This window comes from Stenotrophomonas bentonitica, from assembly GCF_013185915.1.
GTDB classification, from domain to species: Bacteria; Pseudomonadota; Gammaproteobacteria; order Xanthomonadales; family Xanthomonadaceae; genus Stenotrophomonas; species Stenotrophomonas bentonitica.
Genome location: NZ_JAAZUH010000005.1, coordinates 25,459 through 47,784, shown reverse-complemented (window position 1 = coordinate 47,784; position 22,326 = coordinate 25,459). Strand labels below are relative to the sequence as shown.

26 protein-coding genes are annotated in these 22,326 nt (G+C 67.3%); 9 read left to right on the top strand and 17 right to left on the bottom strand.

Annotated elements, in window-relative coordinates:
• Positions 1-181 precede the first annotated feature (181 nt).
• Both HGB51_RS19735 and HGB51_RS19730 read left to right on the top strand, forming a co-directional pair.
• Entirely contained in the window at positions 182-1,435 is a 1,254-nt protein-coding gene (locus HGB51_RS19735; RefSeq protein ID WP_070208562.1) for a sensor histidine kinase, read from the top strand.
• Positions 1,432-2,034, top strand: coding sequence for a response regulator transcription factor (locus HGB51_RS19730; protein ID WP_070208563.1), 603 nt, complete (start codon positions 1,432-1,434; stop codon positions 2,032-2,034). The genes HGB51_RS19735 and HGB51_RS19730 overlap by 4 nt, the downstream gene beginning before the upstream one ends.
• Here the strand turns inward: HGB51_RS19730 and HGB51_RS19725 are convergent.
• From HGB51_RS19725 to HGB51_RS19685, 9 genes are all read right to left on the bottom strand, one after another.
• Positions 2,031-2,573: a cytochrome b gene (locus HGB51_RS19725; protein ID WP_070208564.1), complete on the bottom strand. Its 543-nt coding sequence runs from the start codon at positions 2,571-2,573 to the stop codon at positions 2,031-2,033. The genes HGB51_RS19730 and HGB51_RS19725 overlap by 4 nt on opposite strands.
• Positions 2,570-3,676, bottom strand: a complete 1,107-nt coding sequence (locus HGB51_RS19720) for a catalase family peroxidase (protein WP_070208565.1) — start codon at positions 3,674-3,676, stop codon at positions 2,570-2,572. The genes HGB51_RS19725 and HGB51_RS19720 overlap by 4 nt, the downstream gene beginning before the upstream one ends.
• Before the next feature lie 136 nt (positions 3,677-3,812).
• A complete protein-coding gene (locus HGB51_RS19715) occupies positions 3,813-5,180 on the bottom strand; it encodes a leucyl aminopeptidase family protein (RefSeq protein WP_070208566.1) in 1,368 nt (455 codons plus the stop codon).
• Positions 5,177-5,914 carry an HAD family hydrolase gene (locus HGB51_RS19710; protein ID WP_070208567.1) on the bottom strand — a complete coding sequence of 246 codons (738 nt, stop codon included), beginning with the start codon at positions 5,912-5,914 and terminating at the stop codon, positions 5,177-5,179. The genes HGB51_RS19715 and HGB51_RS19710 overlap by 4 nt, the downstream gene beginning before the upstream one ends.
• Positions 5,915-5,965: 51 nt before the next feature.
• Complete coding sequence (locus HGB51_RS19705; protein ID WP_070208568.1) at positions 5,966-7,075, bottom strand: AI-2E family transporter; 1,110 nt, start codon at positions 7,073-7,075, stop codon at positions 5,966-5,968.
• Between the two features lie 138 nt (positions 7,076-7,213).
• Positions 7,214-7,687, bottom strand: coding sequence for a protein sip-5 (locus tag HGB51_RS19700; protein ID WP_070208569.1), 474 nt, complete (start codon positions 7,685-7,687; stop codon positions 7,214-7,216).
• Positions 7,684-8,187 (bottom strand): hypothetical protein, encoded by a 504-nt coding sequence (locus HGB51_RS19695; RefSeq protein ID WP_070208570.1) that lies wholly within the window; start codon positions 8,185-8,187, stop codon positions 7,684-7,686. Before HGB51_RS19695 ends, HGB51_RS19700 begins: the two co-directional genes overlap by 4 nt.
• 6 nt (positions 8,188-8,193) lie before the next feature.
• A complete protein-coding gene (locus tag HGB51_RS19690) occupies positions 8,194-8,559 on the bottom strand; it encodes a hypothetical protein (RefSeq protein ID WP_070208571.1) in 366 nt (121 codons plus the stop codon).
• A 137-nt stretch (positions 8,560-8,696) separates the two neighbouring features.
• Complete coding sequence (locus HGB51_RS19685; protein ID WP_070208572.1) at positions 8,697-10,124, bottom strand: Do family serine endopeptidase; 1,428 nt, start codon at positions 10,122-10,124, stop codon at positions 8,697-8,699.
• Positions 10,125-10,705: 581 nt separating this feature from the next.
• Here HGB51_RS19685 and HGB51_RS19680 point away from each other — a divergent pair.
• A complete protein-coding gene (locus HGB51_RS19680) occupies positions 10,706-11,641 on the top strand; it encodes a histone (protein WP_171966944.1) in 936 nt (311 codons plus the stop codon).
• A 126-nt stretch (positions 11,642-11,767) separates the two neighbouring features.
• Complete coding sequence (locus HGB51_RS19675) at positions 11,768-12,454, top strand: hypothetical protein (protein ID WP_070208573.1); 687 nt, start codon at positions 11,768-11,770, stop codon at positions 12,452-12,454.
• Between the two features lie 48 nt (positions 12,455-12,502).
• Here the strand turns inward: HGB51_RS19675 and HGB51_RS19670 are convergent, their stop codons facing one another.
• The gene (locus HGB51_RS19670) at positions 12,503-12,868 is read right to left on the bottom strand and encodes a DUF1428 domain-containing protein (RefSeq protein WP_070208574.1); all 366 of its coding nucleotides are present in this window, start codon (positions 12,866-12,868) and stop codon (positions 12,503-12,505) included.
• Positions 12,869-13,530: 662 nt separating this feature from the next.
• Here HGB51_RS19670 and HGB51_RS19665 point away from each other — a divergent pair.
• On the top strand, positions 13,531-14,103 hold the full coding sequence (locus HGB51_RS19665; protein ID WP_070208575.1) for an OmpO family porin: 573 nt from the start codon (positions 13,531-13,533) through the stop codon (positions 14,101-14,103).
• Between the two features lie 116 nt (positions 14,104-14,219).
• Positions 14,220-14,645, top strand: a complete 426-nt coding sequence (locus HGB51_RS19660) for an NUDIX domain-containing protein (protein WP_343034398.1) — start codon at positions 14,220-14,222, stop codon at positions 14,643-14,645.
• Positions 14,646-14,741: 96 nt separating this feature from the next.
• Here the strand turns inward: HGB51_RS19660 and HGB51_RS19655 are convergent, their stop codons facing one another.
• Entirely contained in the window at positions 14,742-15,131 is a 390-nt protein-coding gene (locus HGB51_RS19655; RefSeq protein ID WP_070208576.1) for a DUF6165 family protein, read from the bottom strand.
• A 186-nt stretch (positions 15,132-15,317) separates the two neighbouring features.
• Here HGB51_RS19655 and HGB51_RS19650 point away from each other — a divergent pair, with 186 nt between their 5' ends.
• Positions 15,318-16,013: a TorF family putative porin gene (locus tag HGB51_RS19650; protein WP_084739048.1), complete on the top strand. Its 696-nt coding sequence runs from the start codon at positions 15,318-15,320 to the stop codon at positions 16,011-16,013.
• Between the two features lies 1 nt (position 16,014).
• On the opposite strand, the gene HGB51_RS19645 is transcribed toward HGB51_RS19650, so the two are convergent.
• The gene (locus HGB51_RS19645; RefSeq protein WP_070208577.1) at positions 16,015-16,485 is read right to left on the bottom strand and encodes a YehS family protein; all 471 of its coding nucleotides are present in this window, start codon (positions 16,483-16,485) and stop codon (positions 16,015-16,017) included.
• A gap of 159 nt (positions 16,486-16,644) precedes the next feature.
• On the opposite strand from HGB51_RS19645, the gene HGB51_RS19640 reads away from it, so the two are divergent.
• Both HGB51_RS19640 and HGB51_RS19635 read left to right on the top strand, forming a co-directional pair.
• Positions 16,645-17,148: a hypothetical protein gene (locus tag HGB51_RS19640; protein ID WP_070208578.1), complete on the top strand. Its 504-nt coding sequence runs from the start codon at positions 16,645-16,647 to the stop codon at positions 17,146-17,148.
• Positions 17,149-17,218: 70 nt separating this feature from the next.
• A complete protein-coding gene (locus HGB51_RS19635) occupies positions 17,219-17,968 on the top strand; it encodes an SDR family NAD(P)-dependent oxidoreductase (protein WP_070208579.1) in 750 nt (249 codons plus the stop codon).
• On the opposite strand, the gene HGB51_RS19630 is transcribed toward HGB51_RS19635, so the two are convergent.
• From HGB51_RS19630 to HGB51_RS19610, 5 genes are all read right to left on the bottom strand, one after another.
• Entirely contained in the window at positions 17,965-18,330 is a 366-nt protein-coding gene (locus HGB51_RS19630; RefSeq protein WP_216666937.1) for a VOC family protein, read from the bottom strand. The genes HGB51_RS19635 and HGB51_RS19630 overlap by 4 nt on opposite strands.
• Before the next feature lie 122 nt (positions 18,331-18,452).
• Entirely contained in the window at positions 18,453-19,316 is an 864-nt protein-coding gene (locus HGB51_RS19625; RefSeq protein ID WP_070208580.1) for an SPOR domain-containing protein, read from the bottom strand.
• A gap of 18 nt (positions 19,317-19,334) precedes the next feature.
• Positions 19,335-21,023, bottom strand: a complete 1,689-nt coding sequence (gene argS / locus HGB51_RS19620) for an arginine--tRNA ligase (RefSeq protein ID WP_070208581.1) — start codon at positions 21,021-21,023, stop codon at positions 19,335-19,337.
• Between the two features lie 152 nt (positions 21,024-21,175).
• Positions 21,176-21,868: a RadC family protein gene (radC, locus tag HGB51_RS19615; RefSeq protein WP_070208582.1), complete on the bottom strand. Its 693-nt coding sequence runs from the start codon at positions 21,866-21,868 to the stop codon at positions 21,176-21,178.
• Positions 21,869-21,950: 82 nt separating this feature from the next.
• Positions 21,951-22,301 (bottom strand): hypothetical protein, encoded by a 351-nt coding sequence (locus HGB51_RS19610; RefSeq protein WP_070208583.1) that lies wholly within the window; start codon positions 22,299-22,301, stop codon positions 21,951-21,953.
• Positions 22,302-22,326: the final 25 nt, after the last annotated feature.

Sequence of the window (22,326 nt, the reverse complement as noted above, 5' to 3'; positions counted from 1 at the left end):
GAGTCTGGACGTGGAATCGGGCCGAGTGTGACCGCAACCATCGTTGCGGGCAAACCGGCGGGGTGCCGGGTGGGGCACAGGATGCCCGGCAAAGCGGCGCCGCGGGCAGTGACAGCTGTCACCCGCTTGGGGTGATCGGGACCACTGGCCGGGCCGATGGCGACGCGCGAAACTGGGTGCCATGATCGCGCTCGATCCCCACGCCAAGGACGTTCCCGTGCTGCCCAGCTGGCTCTCTTCGCGTTTGCGCCCCGCACCGGACTCGGCCGTGGCTGACAACCTGCGCAGCGGCAAACCGGCCTGGTCCGACGCGGTGCACCTGCTGTGGACCGGCTGGGTGTTCCTGACCCCGATCTTCGGCGGCGGCTTCACCGCCACCTGGGTGTGGCTGACGGTGCTGAGCTACCCGGTGTTCCTGGCGCTGTACGGCCGCCAGCTGCTGGCGCCGCGCAGGCAGGCGCCGCGCCTGGCGTTGGCGATGGTGGCCATGGGCCTGGCGCTGCTGCCGTGGTACCCGTCGGGCATCAGCTATTTCATCTTCGGCTGCGTCACCCTGCGGGTGTGCCGCATCGGCAGCGCCTGGCGTTACCTGGCCCAGCTGGTGGCGCTCAACGCGCTGTTCGTGGGCATCGCGCTATGGGTGGGCTACCAATGGCAGCTGGTGGTGTGGATTCCGGCGATGGCGATGATCATCGGCATCATCATCAACGTGGAAAACACCAACAAGGACCGCGAGGCCGCGCTGCAGCTCTCGCAGGACGAAGTGCGCCGGCTCGCCGCCACCGCCGAGCGCGAGCGCATCGGCCGCGACCTGCACGACCTGCTGGGGCATACCCTGTCGCTGATCACCTTGAAGCTGGAGCTGTCGCGCAAGCTGTTCGACCGCGACCCGGAGCGCGCCCGCGCCGAAGTGACCGAAGCCGAAGCCGTCGCCCGCCAGGCCCTGGCCGAAGTGCGCAGCGCGGTCACCGGGATCCGCGCCAGCGACCTGGCCGCCGAACTGGCGGCCGCGCGGCTGCTGCTGGAGTGCCAGCACGTACACCTGGATTACCCGCCGCCGCCACCGATGCCGGTGGAGATCGAGCGTGGGCTGGCGCTGGTGCTTCGCGAAGCGGCCACCAACATCGTGCGCCACGCGCAGGCGCACCAGGCCTGGGTGGCGTTCGAGCAGGACGGGCGCATGCTGTCCATGCAGATTCGCGATGACGGGCAGGGCGGCGTGCACGAGGATGGCAACGGCCTGACGGGCATGCGCGAGCGGGTGGCGGCATTGCGCGGCACCCTGCTGGTGACCTCGGTGCGCGGGCAGGGCACCACCGTGGCGGTGCAGGTGCCGTTGCCGGCGGCGACGCGCTCGGTGCCGCCGGCGGCTGAAGCATCGCCGGTGGCACCTGTGTCCCTTTCGCTGTCGACATCCTCTACGGTGATCCAATGATCCGCATCGTCCTCGCAGAAGACCAGGCCATGGTGCGCGGCGCGTTGTCGGCGCTGCTGGGGCTGGAGCCGGACATCGAAGTGCTGGGCGCTGCCGCCGATGGGGAAGCAGCGTGGCGGATGCTCCAGCAGCTGAAGCCGGACATCCTGGTCACGGACATCGAAATGCCCGGACTCTCCGGGCTGGAGCTGGCGCAGCGCATCTCGCGGCATGAACTGCCGATCAAGGTGGTGATCGTGACCACCTTCGCGCGCTCGGGGTTTCTGCGCCGCGCGCTGGATGCCGGCGTGTGCGGCTATCTGTTGAAGGACGCACCGGCGGAAAAGCTGGCCGACGCGCTGCGCCAGGTGCAGCACGGCGGCCGAGCCATCGACCCGCAACTGGCGCTGGATGCCTGGTCGCAGGCCGACCCGCTCAACGACCGCGAACGCCAGGTGCTGCGCCTGTCCGGCGACGGCCGCTCGGCCAGCGAGATCGCCACCCAGCTGGGCCTCTCGCACGGCACGGTGCGCAATTATCTGTCCGAGTGCATCGGCAAGCTGGGCGTGGCCAACCGGATCGAGGCGTACCGGTTGGCGCGGCAGAAGGGTTGGCTCTAACGCCGCTCAGGCCCTTTCGCCATCGCCTGGAACACGCCATCGCGGCGTACCCACAGGTGGAACAACGCGGCACTCAAATGCAGCACCACCGTGGCGAACAACACATACGCCAGCACGCTATGCGCACCGCGCAGCGCCGCATACAGCGCCACGTCATGCGGAAGAATCGGCGGCAACAACACCCCCTTCCACATCTGGATCGGATAACCACCGGCCGACAACATCGCCCAGCCCACCAGCGGCATCGCCAGCATCAACCCGTACAGCATCCAATGCGAGGCATGCGCGGCAAACTTCTGCCATGCCGGCAGATCCGCCGGCAGCGGCGGCGGACGATGACGCAGCCGGTTCACCAGCCGCACCACGGCCAGCAGCAGGATCGCGATACCCAACGGCCGGTGCAGGTCCACCAGCATCGGCCGCCAGTGCAGCGAGGCGACCATGGTCACGCCCACGAACAGCATGGTCAGGATCAGCACCGCCATCAGCCAGTGCAGCACCCGCGCAGTCAGATTGAAGTGCCCGTTGTCCGCCTTCATCGACGTGCTCCCCCGGCCGGCGCCGCACCGCTCGCCGTCTCGCGCTCGCGGCGGTTGAACGACTCCGAATACACCGCAGACCGCGCGGCCAGGATCGGGTCATCGGTACCGGCGATCCCGCTCGGCAGGATCAGCGGATCGAAGTTCACGTTATTGCAGGCGCCGTTGGCCTGCGGCTGCATCGCGGTCAGGCTGAGCGTGCCGGCCTTGACCCGGCGGCGGGTATCCGGCCACGGGATGGAAGGATCATTGATCGCATCACCCGGCTCGGCCAGCGTGATCCACATATCCCAACGCACCGGTCCCTGCGCCAGCCGCTGCGCGAACTCGTCGGCCAGGTAATCCACGCTCGCCTGCGCGCGCTGCTCGGGGCTCATCGCCTCGAAGGCAGCCTGCGGCACCATGCTCCAGCGCACTGCCTGTTCTGTACCGTCGGCGGCGGTGAAGCGGAAACTGTTCACCCCGTTGTAATCGGTGTTGGCCCAGCTGGTGGACCACGGCGCAGACTTCGCCCACGCCCCGAACGCACGCGCCGACGGGTACTTCGCGGCAATGGCCGCCTGTTTGGCCGGGTCCGGCTTGCCGGTGGCCGGGTCGGGAATGCCGGCGCGGGTCTGCTCCAGGAACGCCTCAGTAGTGGGCACCGCAAAGAACGGGAAGCTGTTCATGGCGGTGCGCCATTCCTGGCCATCATCGGTGACAAGCTGCAACGCCATGCTGCGCACCCGCGCGCTGGCATCGGCACCATGCGGGTCGCCGCCGCCGATCGAGAGGCGGCCCAGCACCGGCACCTGCTGCTGGCGGAACACCCGCGCCGAGCTGAGCGCGGCGCCGTCCGGCGTGCCCTGGAAGCTGCCGCTCACGCACACGCCCTTGCTGTGCGCGCGGCGGAACCCCGCGTGCTTGGCGCCGGTGGCTTCAATGGTGTCGGTGAAGGTCTGCGCCGTCACCCGGTCGCGCCCGATCCAGCCGGCCAGCCAGGCAAAGGCCAGCACCACCGCACCGGCAATCAGTGCGATCAGGCCGATCCACAACAGCGGCGAATGCGGCGGGCGCGGCGAATCCGGCTCGCGACCGGCGCGGGTATATCGAAAGAGCGACATGAGCCTGCCTTCAAGGTGGGTCACGCGCATGGTGGCAGAACCCCCGCCACACCGATATTCACATTTTCGACAACCTTTAACGGCAGATCCCCGCCGAGGCGGGGATCCGGGTTGTCAGGCATGCCAGGACCGGCGCTTACAGATACCGGCCCTTCAACATGGCCCACGCCGAGCGCAACGCCAGCGCCTCGCCACCGGCCGGGCGGCCCGGGCGCTCGCCGTCGTTCCAGGCGTACACGTCCAGATGCGCCCACACCTGGCCTTCGGCAATGAAGCGCTCCAGATACAGCGCGGCGGTGACCGAACCGGCCATGCGCGAGCCTGCGTTGGCCAGGTCGGCAATGCCGCTGTGCAGGTAACGCAGGTACGGGCGCCACAACGGCATGCGCCACACCGGGTCGCGCGTGGTGTCACCGGCCTGCAGCCACTGCTGGGCCAGCGTGTCGTTGTTGCTGAAGAGCGCCGGCAGGTCCGGACCCAGCGCAATGCGCGCCGCGCCGGTGAGCGTGGCGAAGTCCAGCACGATCTCCGGCTTCTGTTCGCTGGCGTAGGTCAGCGCGTCGCACAGCACCAGCCGGCCTTCGGCGTCGGTGTTGTCGATCTCGATGCTGAGGCCCTTGCGGGTAGCGATCACTTCGCCCGGGCGGAACGCGTCCGGCCCGATCGCGTTTTCCACCGCGGCAATCAGCAGGGTCAGCTGCACCGGCAGGTCCTGCGCCATGATCAGCCCGGCCAGGGCCAGCGCGTGCGCGGCGCCGCCCATGTCCTTCTTCATGTTGCGCATGCCGTCGGCCGGCTTGATGTCCAGGCCGCCGGTGTCGAAGCACACGCCCTTGCCGACCAGCGCCACGTGCGGACGACCGGCCTGCCCCCAGCGCAGTGCGATCAGGCGCGGCGCACGGTGCGAGGCGCGGCCCACCGCGTGGATGGCCGGGAAATTCTGCTCCAGCAGTGCGTCGCCGGTGATCACCTCCACCTGCCCGCCATGCGCGGCGGCCAGTTCACGGGCGGCGTCTTCCAGCTGCTGCGGGCCCATGTCTTCGGTGGGCGTGTTCACCCAGTCGCGCACGCGCAGGCTGGCGGTGATCACATCGCGCACTTCGGCAGCGGGGGTGGCCACCAGCTGCGCCGGGGCGCGGTTGGGCTTGCGGTAGCGTGCGAAGCGGTAGCTGCCCAGGCCCCAGCCCAGGTGCAGCAGGGTTTCAATCGGCGCCGGCAGTGCGTCGGCCAGCTGCCACACGGTGCCTTCGGGCAGCGCGAACGGGGCATGCGCGTAGGCATAGGCATCGCCGCTGTCGCCCACGCCGACGATCGCCCCGGCCAGGCCGTGTTCGCCCGGCAGCAGTACCACGCTGCAGCCGCTGCCGTTGAAGTGCTGCGCGTCCAACCAGGCAACCAGCGCCGGCGCCTGCTGCGCGCGCCATGCCGCGAACTGCTCGCGATTCATTACGTGCAGCAGCAGGGCGTTGGCCGAATCGGTGGTGAAACCGGTGATCTGGGTCATGCGGGGTCGTGCTCCGTTCGTGGCTGCGCCTGCTGCGCCGATGCATTCGCATCGAGCCAGTCGGCCAGCCCGGTCAGGGTGTCGAACTGCAGGTCGGGCTGCAGCGAAGGATGGTGCCAGGTGTGTTCAACGCGGTTGATCCAGCAGCCGCGCAGGCCGGCCTGCATGGCGCCGACCACGTCCATTTCGACATGGTCGCCCACATGCAGCACGTGCGCCGGGGCCACGCCCAGGCGTTCGCAGGCGGCGTGGAAGATGCTGGCGGCCGGCTTGGCCGCGCCGTGTTCGCGCGAGCCCAGCTGGAAGGCGAAGTGGTGGTCCAGCCCGATCCGGGCCAGGTCGGCGTTGCCGTTGCTGAGCGCGGCCACCGGCACGCGGGCGGCGATGCGGGTCAGCGCCTCGATCGCGTCCGGGTAGCACTCCACCTGGTTGCGCGCGGCGTAGAACGCTTCGTAAGCCGGTTCCAGCAGGGCCAGGTCGGCCCCGCTGTTCTCCAGCGCCTCCTGCAGGGTCAACCGGCGCAGCGCGCTGAGGTCGTAGTGCAGGTGCGGGTTATCGCGGAAGGAGCGCTCACGCAGTTCGCGCATCGCCGCCACCGGGTACATCGCGGCGGTGGCGGGGCTGTGCTGGAGCATCCATTCGTACAACACCTGGTCGATGCGGGCGCCGATGGGGGCGAACGGCCACAGGGTGTCGTCGAGGTCGAGGGTGATGGCTAGGACTGGGAAATTCACCCGGCCATTCTACGCCTGTGGGGGCAGCCACGCAGGGCGTGGCTCTACCGGTTACTCCAGCAGCTTGGCCCAGCCCTGGGTGCCCTCGAGCCGCGCCAGCACCAGCTTGATGCAGACCAGCAGCGGGACCGACAGCAGCAGGCCGATCATGCCCCACAGCCAGCCGAACACCATCAGCGCCAGGATCAGGATCAGCGGCGAGATCGCCATCTGCCGGCCCAGCACGATCGGAGTCACCACCTGGCCCTCGATGGTGTGCAGGGCCAGGTAACAGGCCGCAGGCAGCATTGCCTGGAACGGGTCGCTGAACTCCACGAAGCCCATCAGCAGCATCAGGGTCACCCCGATCAACGGCCCCACGTAGGGCGCGAAGTTCAGCAGCGCGGCCACCGTGCCCCACAACAGGGCCTCCTGCAGGCTGATTCCGAGCAGCAGCAGGATCCCGGAGAAAACCAGCCCGACCAGCGCATTGATCACGGTGATGGTCAGCACGTAGCGCGACACCTCGCGCTCGATCGAACGGAGGATGTCGGCGGTGAAACGCTGCTGCTGGCGGCTCGGGAACAGCGCGATGGCGTGCTTCTGCAGGTTCTGCCCGTAGATCATGAAGAACAGGGTCAGCAGCACCACCGCCAGGATCGACGCGGCCAGCCGCGGCGCGCGGGTCAGCACCTTGTAGGGGTCGTCCAGCTGGGTGCGTACCACCTGCACGCGGCGGGCGCTTTCGCCGCCGGCCACGCGTGCGAAGTTCTCTGCCGCCTGGTTGGCCTGCTGCACCGGCTTGGTCAGGTTCTGCACCTGGCGCGCCACCTTGCGCAGCTGCTGCGGCGCTTCCTGCGCCCAGTCCATGGCCGGGCCCACCAGCTGCACGCCCAGCGCGGTGGCGCCGCTCAGGCCGACCCCGATCACCAGCACTGCGGCCAGGAAGCGCGGAATCCACAGGCGGCCCAGCAGGCGCAGGATCGGGTTGCCCACCAGGGCGAAGAACATCGCCAGCAGGATCGGCAGGACGATGTCCTGCGCGGCCCACAAGGTGAAACAGACCGCCAGGAAGGCGAGCACCACCAGCGACATCGGCCCGCGTGGGCGCGGAGTGTGCGGCGGGGCGGGTGGTGCGACGAGGTCACCGTCGGCAGCAGGGGAGGTCACGGGAACGCTCATGCAGGTCGCACGCTGGTTGGGTCACGCATTATTGGGCACGCCCGGTAGGTGCGGCGTGTGTAAAACGCTGGGTAGATCCAGGATGCGGCGAACCGCGCGCCCGGTGGCGCCCTGCCGTTGGCAGGGCGATTGCAGCATCTAACGTTCGGACATGTCCGTCGCCGCTTCCGCCGGCTGCGGCTGCGCCGCCTCCTGCGTGGCGGTCACCTGCGCACGCGGCGTAGCCACGGGCGCAACAGCAGGTGCTGCAGCCCGAACCGGCGCTACGGGGGCCTGGTCCACGGCTTCATCCACCTTGTCGGCCGCCTGCTCGGCGGTCTCGGCCGCGTCACTGGCCTGCATCGAGGCCACTGCTGCCTGCGCGCTGGCCAGCAGATTCGACACCGACCCGATCATCTGCAGCCAACGTGCACCGTGGAAACGGGCGCCGCCCGGTTCCAGCTTGCCGGCCAAAAAGCCGCCAGCCAAACCCACGCTGACGATGCGCAGCGGCGTCCAGCCCTCGCGCCAGGCCTGGCTGAGGGTGAACCAGCTGCACTGGGTCTCGTCGACCCGCACCGAGACCACTTTTTCCGCACGCTTGACGCGGTGGCGCAACGCTTCGAACTTCATGGCGAACGCTCCGTCTGCTCCGGCTGCCCTTCGGCATCCTCGTCGGTGGGCTCGTCGAACAGGCCCAACCGCGCCAGCTGGCGCCGGGTGGCGTGCATGCCGGTGTGGCGGAAGAAGAACGACACCCGCCAGATTGCATAGCCGGTCATGGCCAGGCTGATCAGCGAGGTGATCAGCAGCGAATGGAACCAGGACAGGCCCCACCGCTGCATCAACGCGATCACCGTGCCGGCCAGCAGCAACCAGGCCGAGGCGCCGAACACGATCGCAACCCCGCTCCACGCCAGGGCCCGGCCAAACGCGCTGCGCGCCAAGGCGAACTCGAACGACGCCAACCGACGCAGCGAGCGCAGGGTGTGCTTTGCCGAATCCACCGTGGCGCGGCCGGCCTGGCCAACGTCGCGGATGCTTTCATCCAGGCGCGGGGCGCGCGGCGCCGCATCACCGTCCGGTGGAGGCGTTGCTCCACCTTCCGGCGTCGACTGTGCTTGATCGCTCACGCCGACTTACTTGTCGCCGCCGCTGCGGGCCAGCTTGGCGATGATCCAGCCAGCCGCGAAGGCCACGCCGAACGAAGCCAGCGGGCGCTCACGGATCAGCTCGGCGGCGCTGTCGACCAGGTCCTTGCCCTTGTCCATCAGCGCGTCGACCTGCTCCTTGGCAGCGGCGCCGCCGAATTCAGCAGCGGCCAGGCCGGACAGCGCGGTGTCGGACAGCTCGGCCTTGACGTTGGCCCGGCCGATGCGCAGCTCATCGCCAGCAGCGCCGGTGGCGCCCTTGATCGCACCGCCGGCAGCGCTGGCGGCCGACTTCAGGTGCGAACCGGCTTCGCCCAGGTGTTCCTTGAGGTTTTCGGTATTGGTGGGGCTCATCGTGACTCTCCGTTATGTAATCGATGGGGAAGGTGACCGCGGATGAACCCGTCGGCAACGAATACAAGGTAATAGCACCGGCGGGGTGTAGAGGGTGTCAGCTGGCGTGATCCGCACGCGAAGGCCGGCTGACCGGTTCAGCGCATCACCAGGTCACCGCGCGCGTTGCCCCGCACGATGCGCAGCACCAGCTGCTGCGGTGGCTTCTGGAAATTGGCGCGCCAGCTGGCCAGGTCGGCGAACTCACCCACGCTGGACTGGATGATCAGGTCGCCCGCGGCCAACCCCGAGTTGGCCGCCCGGCTGCCGCGCTTGACCTCGCTGACCATGACGCCGCCGTCGCCGGCCTGGCGCAGCGTTTCGGGCAGGTCGACAAAGGTCGCGCCGGCCAGGCGCGGGTCCAGCAGCTCGCCGGCCACCGCGCGCGCCTGCTCTTTCAGCGTGGCCTTGAGCTGCAGCGGCTTGCCGTCGCGGCGCACGTCCAGGCTCAGCGCGCTGCCCACGGGCTGCAGGCCTTCCACGTTGTGCAGCGCCTGCGCGCTGTCCACCCGCTGGCCGTTGGCCGACACCACAACGTCGCCCGGCTTCAGCCCGGCTGCGGCTGCGCCCGAACCGGCCAGCACGCGGGTGACCAACGCGCCGCGCGCTTCGCTCAGGCCCAGGTTCTGCGCCAGCGCCTGGGTCAGGTTCTGCGCCTCGATCCCGAGCGTGCCGCGCACCACCACGCCGTGCTTGACCAGCTGGTCCACCACGTCGCGCGCCAGGTTGGTGGGAATGGCCAGGCCCAGCCCGATGTTGCCGGCCATGCTGCCCTGCGGATTGAAGCTGGCGGTATTGATGCCGACCAGCTGGCCCTGCAGGTTGACCAGCGCGCCGCCGGAATTGCCCGGGTTGATCGACGCGTCGGTCTGGATGAAGTTCTGGTAGCCCAGCCCGCGGATACCGGTACGGCCGACTGCCGAGACGATGCCCGAGGTGACCGTCTGGCTGAAGCCGAACGGGTTGCCGATCGCCACCACGAAGTCGCCCACGCGCAGCTGCGCGCTGTCGCCCAGCGGCAGCGCGGTGAGCTTGTCGGCCGGAATGCGGATCAGCGCCACGTCGGTGTCGCGGTCCGAACCCAGGAACTCGGCCTTGACCGTGCGCCCGTCGGACAGGGTCACCTGCACGTCGTCGGCGTTGTCGATCACATGGTGGTTGGTCAGCACCAGGCCCTCGGCGGCGTCGATGATGACGCCCGAGCCCAGCGACTCGTTGATCCGCTCCTGCGGCACTTCCGGGAACAGTCGGCGGAAGAACGGGTCGTTGAAGTAGGGGTTGCGCACCCGCACCACCTGCTTGGTGTTGACGCTGACCACCGCCGGCATCACCCGCTCCAGCATCGGCGCCAGCGACGGCACCGGCTGCCCGGCCACCGAAGCCGGCAGCGCGGCCGTGGCCGGAATCGCCAGCGACGCCGGTGCCGCCTCGGCACGGTTGTCCAGGTTGGCATTGATCGCCGAGGCGACGAAGCCACCGAAGGCGGCAGCAAGTGCGAGCGTAAGCAGGGTCGGAAGCGGTCGCATGGGAGTCCGGTGGGTGCGGGGGACGGGTATACGGTAATTCAAGCTGAATGAGTCTGTCTCGGGACGCCTGAAACTGGGGTGAGCGGTAGGGGTGCTAGCGGGTATTACAGGCATCGGTCCGGGTCTGCACGGACGCGACGCGCGGACGATGCGCGGTTGAACCGCAACGGACCGTCGCACCGGTAGGGTCGGTTCCCAAACGACCGCCGATATCGCTGACAGGCCCTTTAACGCATGGACCAAAAACCGGAAACGCGCTTTGCCAACACACGTCCACCTACCTGCAAACCCGCGCACTTGCAGAAAAATTGGCAACAAACCGAGCGCACACAACGACCAATTACGCCGCACGCATCCCCGCATCACCGCACCCGAACACAACCGTCGCCGCGCATCTCCGCAACAACCGCACAGCTGTTTTAAAGCACTTTCCAACAAACCACCTACCCACACCCGCACCCAACCACCCACCTCCCCAACACACCCGCGACTCAAAACCTGCGACAAGACCGTTCCACCACGGACAACTCCGGTATAGCATCGCCAGCGAAATCACTGACCAGGCCCCTCAGGAGGGCAACATGAGCAACGGAAATGGTGTGACCGCGACCCTGTCGCAGGGCGTCGACAGCGTAAAAGAGACGGCCGAGAACGTTGGCGAAACCATCGCCCACACCGCTGAAGAAGTGGTGGCCTCGGTGAAGAAGACCGCCAAGCGCGCCCGCAAGGCCGCCACCACCCAGGTTGCCAAGGTCAAGAAGGCCGTCAAGAAGGCCGAGAAGACCGTCGCCAAGAAGGCTGACAAGGCCGCCAAGTCGGTCGGCAAGACCCTGGCCAGCGCCAAGAAGAAGCTGGAAGCGGCCAAGACCAATGCCAAGGCCGAAGCGGCTGCTCTGAAGAAGCAGGTTGCCAAGAAGAAGGCCGCCGCCGAAAAGTCCGTGACCAAGACCACCAAGGCTGCCAAGAAGGTTGCCGGCAAGAAGGTCGCCACCGCCAAGAAGGCCGTGACCAAGAAGACCGCCGCTGCCAAGAAGGCCGTGACCAAGAAGACTGCCGCCGCCAAGAAGGTCGTGGGCAAGAAGGTCGCCACCGCCAAGAAGGCCGTGACCAAGAAGACCGCCACCGCCAAGAAGGTCGCGGGCAAGAAGGTCGCTACCGCCAAGAAGGCTGTCGCCAAGAAGTCGGCCACCGCCCGCAAGGTCGCTGGCAAGAAGACCGTGGCCGCCAAGAAGGTTGTCGGCAAGAAGGTCGCCACCGCCAAGAAGGCCGTAGCCAAGAAGTCGGCTGCCACCAAGAAGGCCGTTGGCAAGAAGACCGCCACCGCCCGCAAGACCGTCGGCAAGAAGGTCGCTACCGCCAAGAAGGCTGTCGCCCGCAAGTCGGCTGCCACCAAGAAGGCCGTCGGCAAGAAGACCGCCGTGGCCCGCAAGTCGGTCGCCCGCAAGGCCGCTCCGGCCAAGCGCGCCGCCAAGACCGTGGCCCGCAAGGCCCCGGCCAAGCGCGTCGCCCGCAAGTAATAGCGTCAAGCACGGCGCCTGCCTTCGGGCGGGCGCCGTGAGCACCCTGGTGCACACGCCGCGGCGACGCGGTCTCCGGTAAAACGCAGAGGCTTTCCCGCCGGTACGACAGGGAGTCTGCACACCATGCGCAACCTGGATTTCAGCTCCTGGCAGGCCATGCTCTCGACCCTGGTCGGGTTGGCTGTCATTACGCTCATAGGCGTGGGTATCCGCCTGGTCTTCATGCAGACACTGCAGCAGCGCCGCGAGCGCGAGAACCGCCAGATCAACGAGCGGCTGCGTACCCTGATTGCCGCCTACAAGACCCTGGGTGGGTCATTCACCGGGGCACTGCACGTGGACCCGCGCCACCTTCGCGACCTGCGGCAACTCGAAGCAGACAGCGACGAAGGCCTGGACCTCCCGGTCAGTGCCGGCAGCGACCGTGCCCGCCGCATACGCGATGCCGTTGAAGCGGCCCTCTCCGACATCGTGCTGCTCGGCACCGACGAGCAGGTGCGCCTGGCCGCGCATGCCGCCAACGAACTGGCCGAAGGCCGCGCCGTGCCCACCGCCGAACTGGTGGTGTCGCTGCGCGACTTCATCCGCGAAGCCCTCGACCTGGCGCCGATTCCTGCAAGCGTCACCATTCCGCGCCAAGGGCCCGCCCGGCCTGCGCCGGGTGGCGCACGCGGCAACACCGGCGGTGACGATCGCGCCGGCGGAAGAGGGGGTGGCGGTGGAGGGGGAGGAATGGGCGGCGGTGGCGGCGCAGGCATGGGCATGGGCGCGGCCCACCGCCTGGACGACGACAGCAGCCACACCCGCTGACCGGGGCGATGGCTGCATGCGTCGTCGTCGTCGCCGCGTGGCGGCGTGTTACTTCTTGCCGTTCAACTCCACGATCGGGACGAAGCCGGCATAGATCATCCGCTTGCCGTCGAACGGCATCGGATTGTTGGCCGGATCCATGCGCGGGTCGCTCATCATCTTCTCCATGCCGGCATCGCGGGTGGCCTTGTCCGGCCATTCGATCCAGGAGAACACAATGGTCTCATCGTCCTTGGCTTCCACCGCGCGGAAGAAGTCGGTCTGCTTGCCGTGGGTGACATCGTCGCCCCAGCATTCCACGACGCGGGTGGCACCAAACTCGATGAACACCGAATCGCCTTCATTGGCGTGTTTGATGAACTTCTCTTTATTGGCGGTGGGTACGGCCAGTACGAAACCGTCGATATAGGACATCTGCAGCCTCCGGTAACCGGTGCGCCAGAATGGGCACCTTCAATGGGTACGACGCGGGGGAGTGAGGGAAATCGACAATGCGCCCGAGATCCGTCAGATCCGGTGACGACCACGTGTGCACGCGGTGTCATGACCAAGAATCAAGCAGTTGCATGACGGAATCGACCCATTTCCGCCGGTCAGGGTCAGAAAATCCCTAACATTAGTGGGGAACATTCTGATGTTAATGGGCGCCGATTCAGCCCACTATTCAAGGGCCGGGCAGGACGCTCCCCAAGAGACCTGCGGTGTGACGCCCCAGCTGCGTCAGCCGGTGCACTACGGAAAATGGGCGCGTTAGCCGACTACTCCCCAAGAGCGGCTTCCCCAACGCGCGACGCCCCGCAAGGGTATCGTCGTGACCACATTTCCTTCTTCTCCTCGCGTCAATCCTCTTACTGCGTGATATCCATGCGCGGTTCATGCATGCGCGTGCACGCACAAAACACCTGAAAAATGCAGCGCGCGCGTATGCCAGAGCGCGACTGAACCGTTGCCCAAAATCCACGGTGTTGAAAGCGGCGTACTTCAGGGCGCGTTGTGTCGAATAACGGAGAATTTACATTCCCGATGCAGAAGCCGCTTGCGCCACTGCACGAACGAACAAGAAAAGGTGTACCCCCATGAAGACTTCCCTGATTGCCCTGGCGCTGGCCGCCGCCCTGCCGTTCGGCGCTTCCGCTGCCGAAGGCCTGTCCTACAATTACGCCGAAGGCGATTACGTCAAGACCGATGCCGACGGTGGCAAGGCTGACGGTTGGGGTGTAAAGGGTTCGTACGCGTTCCACCCGAACTTCCATGCGTTCGGTGAGTTCAATCAGCAGAAGACCGACATCGGCGACTTCAAGGTCGACCAGTGGCGCGTCGGCGTGGGCTACAACCAGGCCATCGCTGCCAGCACCGATTTCGTGGGCCGCGTTGCCTACAACAAGTTCGACCCGAAGGAAGGCCTGGACTTCAACGGCTACAGCGCTGAAGCCGGTATCCGTACCGCGTTCGGCCAGCACGCCGAAGTCTATGCAATGGCCGGCTACGAGGACTACAGCAAGAAGCACGGCATCAACCCGGATGGCGCCTTCTATGGTCGCCTGGGTGGCCAGGTGAAGTTGAACCAGAACTGGGGCATCAACGGCGACATCAAGATGGATCGCCACGGTGACAAGGAATGGTCGGTCGGCCCGCGCTTCAGCTGGTAAGCGGCGTCTGATCGCTTCGCTACGCGCGGTACCGGCGTAGCGGCAGGGGCCCGGCAGTTTGCCGGGCCTTTTTTATGCGCGCTGGGGCGATAATGCGGCGACTTCCGGAGATCTCCATGTCTGAGTCCATCCCGTTGCAGCAACCCCGCGTCGGCTGCGGCGCCGTCATCCAGCGCGCCGACGGTGCGGTGCTGCTGGTCCAGCGCGGGCGTCAACCCGAACAGGGCCACTGGGGCCTGCCCGGCGGCAAGGTCGACTGGATGGAAAAGGTCGAAGACGCGATGGTGCGCGAAGTGCTGGAGGAGACCGGCCTGCAGGTCAGCGTGGAAAGGCTGCTGTGCGTGGTGGACCATTTCGAGCCCACACTCGGCCAGCACTGGGTCGCCCCGGTCTACCTGGTGCGCGCACCGGCCGACGCACAGGCCCTGCACCTGGAGCCGGAGGCGATCCTCGCGCTGGACTGGTTCCAGCCGGATGCGTTGCCGGCCCCGCTTACGCGGTCCGCTACCGCGGGCCTGGCGCGGCTTTCGACGTCTGGTTGATGCATTCCGGAGCAGCCACGCAGGGCGTGGCTCTACCCGAGGTTGCCTACCGCCGGTAGAGCCACGCCCTGCGTGGCTACGGCGCCCCGGCCTGCATCACTCGCCCTGGTACTGCTTTTCCTCAACCAGCTGCGATCCCGCAATCCGGTTGATCTCGTTCTTCACCTTCACCCGCTCGCCATTGGTGCCATACACCCCGCGCGCCAGCTGGATGAACTGATCGTCGAACACCTGCGCTGCTTCCTTGTCACGCAGCTGGTCCTGGATCACCCACATGCGCTCGTTGATTTCCTTCAGCTGCGTCTTCAGCGCGGCCAGGCCCGGCTGCGCGCCGACCTGTTCCTGCCACAGCGGCAGCAGGCCATCGAGTTCGGTGCGCACGTTCGCCACTTTGCCCGCATCGGTGATGCGCTCGGCCTTGATTTCCAGGATGGTGATCTTGTCGATCAGCTCGCCAATCGATACCGGGGTCAGGATCGCGTCCACGCCATACTCGCTGCAGGTCAGTCAGGGCGGCCATGATAGCGCGGCCCGGCTGAAGGCCTGGTAGGCAGCTTTTACGCCGAATTTGCGCGCCCCGCGCTTGCACCGCATGGCGCCTTTACGCCCCCGCTCACCACACTGTGCGCTTCAACGGCGAGGCCGTTTCCTGGAGTTGCACACGTGGTGGAAATGCTGGATACACGGCGCGCGCTGCGCCGTATGGGTACGCTGGTGGTGGGCCTGGCCCTGAGTGGGTCGGCCCTGGCCGGCGTGAGCGGCAACGCCACGCTGACCTCGGACTATGTCTGGCGCGGCAGCTCGCAGACCCTGGAAGACCCGGCGGTGCAGGCGGGCATCAAACTGGCCGGCGAATCGGGCTGGTACGCCTCGGTGTGGGGCTCCGGGGTGTCGTTCGAACCGGACGCCGGCGCGCGCAGCGAGTTCGACATCGTGGCCGGGTGGAGTGGCCAGCTGGCGCCGGACTGGGCGCTGGACGTGAACCTCACCCATTACCTGTATCCGTCCACCGACGTGGACCTGGACTGGACCGAGCTCAACAGCACCCTGGCCTGGAAAGAGCGGGTGTGGGTCAGCGTGGGCGTGTCGGACGATGCATTGGCCGGTGGTCGTACCGGCACCTACGCCCAGCTCGGTGGGCGGCTGCCCTTGAACGATCAATGGCGCCTGGAAGGCGCGGTCGGCCAGTACTGGCTCGACAGCGCCTACGCAGACGACTACCTGCATGGCCAGCTCAGCGCCATCTGGACCGTGCACGGCCCGTGGGAACTTCGCCTCACCGCCCACGACACCGACCGCGCCGCCAAGCGCCTGTTCGGCAGCAACGCCGGGTCCCGCGTGGAGTTCGCGGTGCAGACCGCGTTCTGAATCAACTGCCGCGAACGCGCAGGGTCAGACCCTTGAGGAAATTGCGCAGCAGCTGGTCGCCACAGGCTCGGAAGTTCTTGTGGTCCGGCTGCCGGAACAGCGCCGACAACTCCGGCTTGGACACCGGGAAACCGGCGCTCTCGAAAATCGCGTGCATGTCCACGTCCTTCAGCTCGAAGGCCACGCGCAACTTCTTCAGCACCAGGTTGTTGGTGATGCGCTTTTCCACCGGGCGCAGCGGCTGGCTTTCATCGCGGCCGCGATTGAGCACGATCAGGCCGTCAAGGAAATGCGCCAGGGTGCGGTCGTCGCAGGCTACGAAGCCTTCTTCGTCTTCCTTGCGCAGCCAGCCGGGCACGTCGGCCTTGTCGACCACGAAGGCCGGGTCGGCGAGGGCACAGATCTCGGCAATCTTGCCGTCGCTGAGATCGAGCATGTAACGGATGCTGCGCAGTACATCGTTGTTGATCATGGGGGACGTCCAATACCGCCATCGCGGCTGCGTGGCTGGCGGCCATTTTACCCCCAGCCGGGCACCCGGCCCGGAAAGCGGTGTCTGGCCTGTCATCTGAGTGCCATGAAAGTGAAGCACAGTGCGCTCCTCAGGCACTTACAGGCAGTGGAGCGGGCAATGCGCAGGTGGCAGGTTCTGGCGGGTGTGGGCATGGTCTGGCTGGCCGCGACGGCCTCGGCGCAGGCCCCGTATGTGGCGATCGAGCAGCGCGTGGACCCGCAGCAGCTGGCCGACGTGGGCCTCACACCGGCCCAGCTGCAGACCCTCAACCGCCTGCTGCGCGAGGCCGAGGCCCGTGCACCGGCGCCGGTGGCGGCCGCCCCGATGGCCCCGGCCGCTGCTCCGGCGCCGCTGCCCGGCGCGCCCACCCCGGCCCCGATGTTCCCCGGCCTGGACGACGGCCCCATCCATGCCAACGTCACCGGCCAGGTCGACGGCTGGCAGCCGGGAACCGTGTTCACCCTGGACAACGGCCAGCAGTGGCAGGTGCTCAAGGGCGAGCTGAAGCTCAAGGCCAGCCGCGCCAACCCGGCCATCGTGGTGGTGCCGGGCATCGCCGGGCGCTGGTTCCTGCAGGTGGACGAAGACCTGCCCAAGGCCCGCGTGTTCCGGATCCGCTGATCCGCCAGCGGGCGCCAACACAGCGGCGCGCAGGGTGCGAAAATGGTCGGGAATTCCACGGAGACCCGCGATGACCCGTACCGCTCTGATCACTGGCGCCACGTCCGGCTTTGGCGCCGCCGCCGTCCATCGTTTCGCCCAGGCCGGCTGGCGGGTCATCGCCACCGGGCGCCGCGCCGAACGGCTGCAGCCGCTGGTCGACGCCTACGGCCCCGAGCGTGTGCACGCCGCCGTGTTCGACGTCCGCGACACCGCCGCGATGGAAGCTGCGCTGGCCGCGCTGCCGGCCGGTTTTGCCGATATCGACCTCCTGGTCAACAACGCCGGCCTGGCTCAGGGCACCGCCCCGGCCCAGAGCGCGTCGCTGGAAGACTGGCGCACCATGATCGACACCAACGTGACCGCGCTGGTCACGCTGACCCACCGCCTGCTGCCGCAGCTGGTGGCGCGCAAGGGCGCGATCATCAACATCAGCTCGGTGGCCGGCGTGTACCCGTACCCGGGCGGCAACGCCTACGGCGGCACCAAGGCGTTCGTCAGCCAGTTCTCGCTGGGCCTGCGCTCGGACCTGCACGGCACCGGCGTGCGCGTGACCACCATCGAACCGGGCATGGCCGAAACCGAATTCACCCTGGTCCGCACCCACGGCAACCAGGCCGCCTCGGACACGCTCTACACCGGTGCGAACCCGATGACCGCCGACGACATCGCCGAGCAGATCCTGTGGGTCGCCAACCTGCCGGCCCACCTCAACATCAACCGTCTCGAAGTGATGCCGGTCAGTCAGTCCTTCGCCGGCTTCCAGGTGGCGCGCGACTAAGCCGCGGTCCACACCGCCAATTCATACCCATCCGGGTCGATGAAATGGAACCGCCGCCCGCCCGGGAAGTCGAACGCCGGCGTGGAAATCTTCGCGCCGGCGCCTTCCACCCGTGCCTCGGTCGCCTCGAGGTCATCCGCATACAGGATGACCAGTGGTCCGCCGCTGCGTACCGGCCCATCGGTGGTGAATCCACCGCGCAACCGTCCGTCGTTGAACTCGGTATAGCCGGGGCCGTAGTCGGTGAAGGTCCAGCCAAACACCGTGCCGTAGAACGCCTTGCTGCGGGCAATGTCGCCCACGTTGAATTCGATGTTGTCGATGCGGCGGTCGTTGCCGTTTGAACTGCCCATGTGCGCCATCCATTTCCCGGGAGCGCCAGCATAGCGTCAAAAGAAAAAGCCCCGCGATGCGGGGCTTTTTCATGGCTCAAGGCCAGATAGGTGAAGCTACGGGCTCGGAGGCCAATGGAGCGATTCTACCGTTACTGCGCCTTGATCGCCATCGCCTGCAAACCAGTGCCATCCAGCTTCTGCTTGGCTTCGGCCAGTTCGCCGGCACTTCCGTACGGCCCCATGCGCACGCGGTAGACCGTCTTGCCGTTGATCTGTGCCGATTCCACCCGTGCAGCCAGGCCGATCATCGCCAGCTTGGCCTTGGTGGCTTCGGCATCACCCGACGCGCCAAAGGCACCGGCCTGCAGGATATAACGCACATTGCTGGCTGCCGGTTGGGCAGCGACTGCGGCCGGCGTGGCTGCAGCCGTGGTCGTCGCTTCCGGCTTGGGAGCGGTGGTCTCTGCAACCGGCTTCGGCGCCGCTGCAGCAGCCGGGCGCTCGGCGACCGGCGCCGGCAACGGGGCCGGTGCTGCGGTGGTCGTGGCTGCGGTTGCGGCCGTAGTCGTCGGTGCCGCTGCGGCGGCCGGTACCGGGCGGCCTTCCAGGGCAGCCTGTGCGCGCTGCGCTTCCGCCTTGGCCTTGCGCTGCTCTTCCGCGCGCGCACTGGCGGCCAGTTCCGCGTCGGACATTTCCACTTCCTTGCCGGGCAGCAGGGTGTAGAAGTCGTACTGCGTCGCCGCCGGCTTGGCCGGTTCGGCAGGCTTGGCCGCACCGGGCTTGGGCAGCTCGGCGCCCACGTCGGTGTCGGCGTCGCTGACCGGGGCCGGCTGCGCGTTCGGGTCCGGCTGCGGGCCTACCCGCAGGAAGCCGTCGCCATCGTTCTTGAACAGGTTCGGTGCCGCCAGGAACACCACGGCCGCAATCGCCACACCGGCCACCAGCCATACCCATCCGGGCGTGCCTTGGCTGGTGTTGCGTCGCGCCTGGCTCTTGCCGCGTCGTGCTGCCATTTACTGCTTCTCCACTGCTTACATTTTTTCCGGGGCGGAAACGCCCAGGATGTTCAGGCCATTGGCCAGCACCTGGCGCGCCGCGCAGGCCAGCGTGAGCTTGGCATTGCGTTCGGCGTCGTCAGCCACCAGCACCTGGGTGCCGTGATACCACGTGTGGAAGGCATGCGCCAATTCACGCAGGTACTGCGCCACCAGGTGCGGTTCCAGCGCCACACCAGCCGCTTCCACCACTTCCGGGAAGCGCGACATTTCCACCATCAGCCACAGCGACGGTTCGTCGGTCAGCGACGCCACCCCGGTCATGCCTTCGGCCGGGGTGTACGACAGCTTCTTTTCCTGCGCCTGGCGCAGCAGGCTGCACACCCGGGCGTGCGCGTACTGTACGTAGAACACCGGGTTGTCGTTGCTCTGCTGGCGGGCCAGGTCGATATCGAAGGTCAGCTGCGAATCGGGCTTGCGTGCGATCAGGAACCAGCGGGTCGCGTCGCGGCCGGCTTCGTCGATCAGGTCGCGCAGGGTCAGGTAGCTGCCGGCACGCTTGGAAAGCTTCACTTCCTCGCCGCCGCGCATCACCGTCACCATCTGGTGCAGCACGTATTCCGGCCAGCCCTTGGGAATGCCCACGTCCAGCGCCTGCAGACCGGCGCGCACGCGTGCCAGCGAACCGTGGTGATCCGCGCCCAGCTCGGTGATCGCGCGCTCGTAGCCGCGCTGCCACTTGCTCAGGTGGTAGGCCACGTCCGGCAGGAAGTAGGTGTAGGTGCCGTCGGACTTGCGCATCACGCGGTCCTTGTCGTCACCGAAGTCGGTCGAACGCAGCCACAGCGCGCCGCCTTCTTCATAGGTATGGCCGGCCGCATTGAGCTGCGCCACGGTCTCTTCGACCTTGCCGTCCTTGTACAGCGAGCTTTCCAGGAAGTAGATGTCGAAATCCACCCCGAACGCGGCCAGGTCCTGGTTCTGCTCGTTGCGCAGGTAGGCCACGGCGAAGCGGCGGATCGCATCCAGGTTGTCCGGGTCGCGCTCGCCCACCACCGAATGGCCTTCCAGCTCCACGGTGGCGCCGGCCAGGTAGGCCTTGGCCACGTCTTCGATGTAGTCGCCGCGGTAGCCGCCTTCCGGCCAGCCGGCGTCGTCGGGCTTGATGCCCTTCGCGCGCGCCTGGGTGGAAAGGGCCAGGTTCTCGATCTGCACGCCGGCGTCGTTGTAGTAGAACTCGCGCTTGGCGTTCCAGCCGTTTACTTCCAGCAGGCGCGCCAGGCTGTCGCCGATCGCCGCCGCGCGGCCATGGCCGACATGCAGCGGACCGGTCGGGTTGGCCGAAACGTATTCCACGCCCACGGTGCGGCCGTTGCCGCTCAGGTTGTGGCCGTATTCGGCGCCTTCCTTCAGCACGCTGGCCGCTTCACGCTGGTATGCGCTGGGGGCCAAGTGGAAGTTGATGAAGCCCGGGCCGGCGATTTCCACGCGCAGCACGTCATCGCTCTTGGGCAGTGCATCGAGCAGCGCCTGAGCCAGGGCGCGCGGATTGCTGCGCGCCGGCTTGGCCAGCAGCATCGCGGCATTGGTGGCGAAATCACCGTGTTCGCGGGTCTTCGGGCGTTCCACCACGAATTCCGGGGTCAGGGTATCGGCCGGCAAGGTGCCGTTGGCGCGCAAGGCTTCAATGCCCTGGCTGATCAGGGCGCGGAGGAGATTTTTCACAAGGCCTGCTTTGGGACTGGAGCGGCGGAATCGGTAATTTTAGCCCAGAAGCCGCCCCGATCCATTGAACCGGGGCAGAGCGGGTGGCAGGGAGGCCCGGGGGGCGGGTTTGTGGGCGCTATTGGGGCCGGGGGCTGAGCAGGCCGTTCAGCTCAGGGGGCGGGGCCGGCCCGCAGCCACCCCCGCTGGGCCATGGAAACCGCCGGGCCATCCCCCACCACGATGTGGTCCACCAGCCGCATGCCCACCAGCGCCAGGGCTTGGTGGAGCTGGTGGGTGATCTGACGGTCGGCCGCCGAAGGTTCAGCCCGCCCGGACGGGTGGTTGTGGCTGACGATCACCGCCGCCGCGTTGTGCAGCAGGGCCCGGCGAACCACCTCGCGCGGGTAGACCGCCGCCTCGTCCACGGTGCCGGTGAAAAGTTCTTCGTAGGCCAGAGTCCGGTTCCGGGTATCCAGGAACAGCGCGGCGAACACTTCCTGCGGGCGCGGGCGCAGCCGCAACTTGAAGAACCGCGCGGCTGAGTCTGGGTCGCAGAAGCTGTCGCCCCGTTCAAGGTCGGACAGGACATGGCGACTGGCCAGCTCCAGTGCGGCGACCAGTTTGCAGGCGCGGGCCGGCCCCATGGTGGGCAGCTTCATCAACGTGGCCGCATCCAGATCGAGCAGTCGGCGCAACGGGCCATGTTCGTCCAGCAGTCGCCGGGCACTCTGCACCGCATCCATCCCGCCACTGCCGCTGCCGATGAACAGCGCGAGCAGTTCGGACTCAGATAGTGCGCGCGGACCGCGCGTCAGCAGCTTCTCGCGAGGTCGGTCGTCCTCGGGCCAGTCTTTGATTGCCATGCCGGCAGTATTCTTTCGCCGACAGGCAAGCAGCCATGGGAAATCGCCGCTCCAGCGGGTGAGGAAATCGCAGTCTGGTCGGTCAGTCGAAGATCACCCACGGGTTCATCTGGTAGTGCGGGAACCAGACGATTCCGTGGCGTTCCAGAAGAATTTTCGACTGCGTAGCCGCTATGAAGTGGCTGCTACCTCGGCCACTGATACCGCTGCAAGCGGCAATATTTTCCGCCTCTGATCGCGCCCCTCGGATTGTCTCGCTGAACTGTGGATCCAGCTCCAGTGGATCTTTCAGGATTCGCTCGCCGGGCGGGCGCTGCGCGATCGCCAGCATGATGCGTTCCCGAAGAAGGGGGGCCATCTCGGCCAGCAGCTTCTTTGCCGCCATCACCGGATAACCGGTAGCCACATGAAACGTCCAGAGCTCATTGTCCATGCGTCCACCGTCTCGGGGTCAGGTT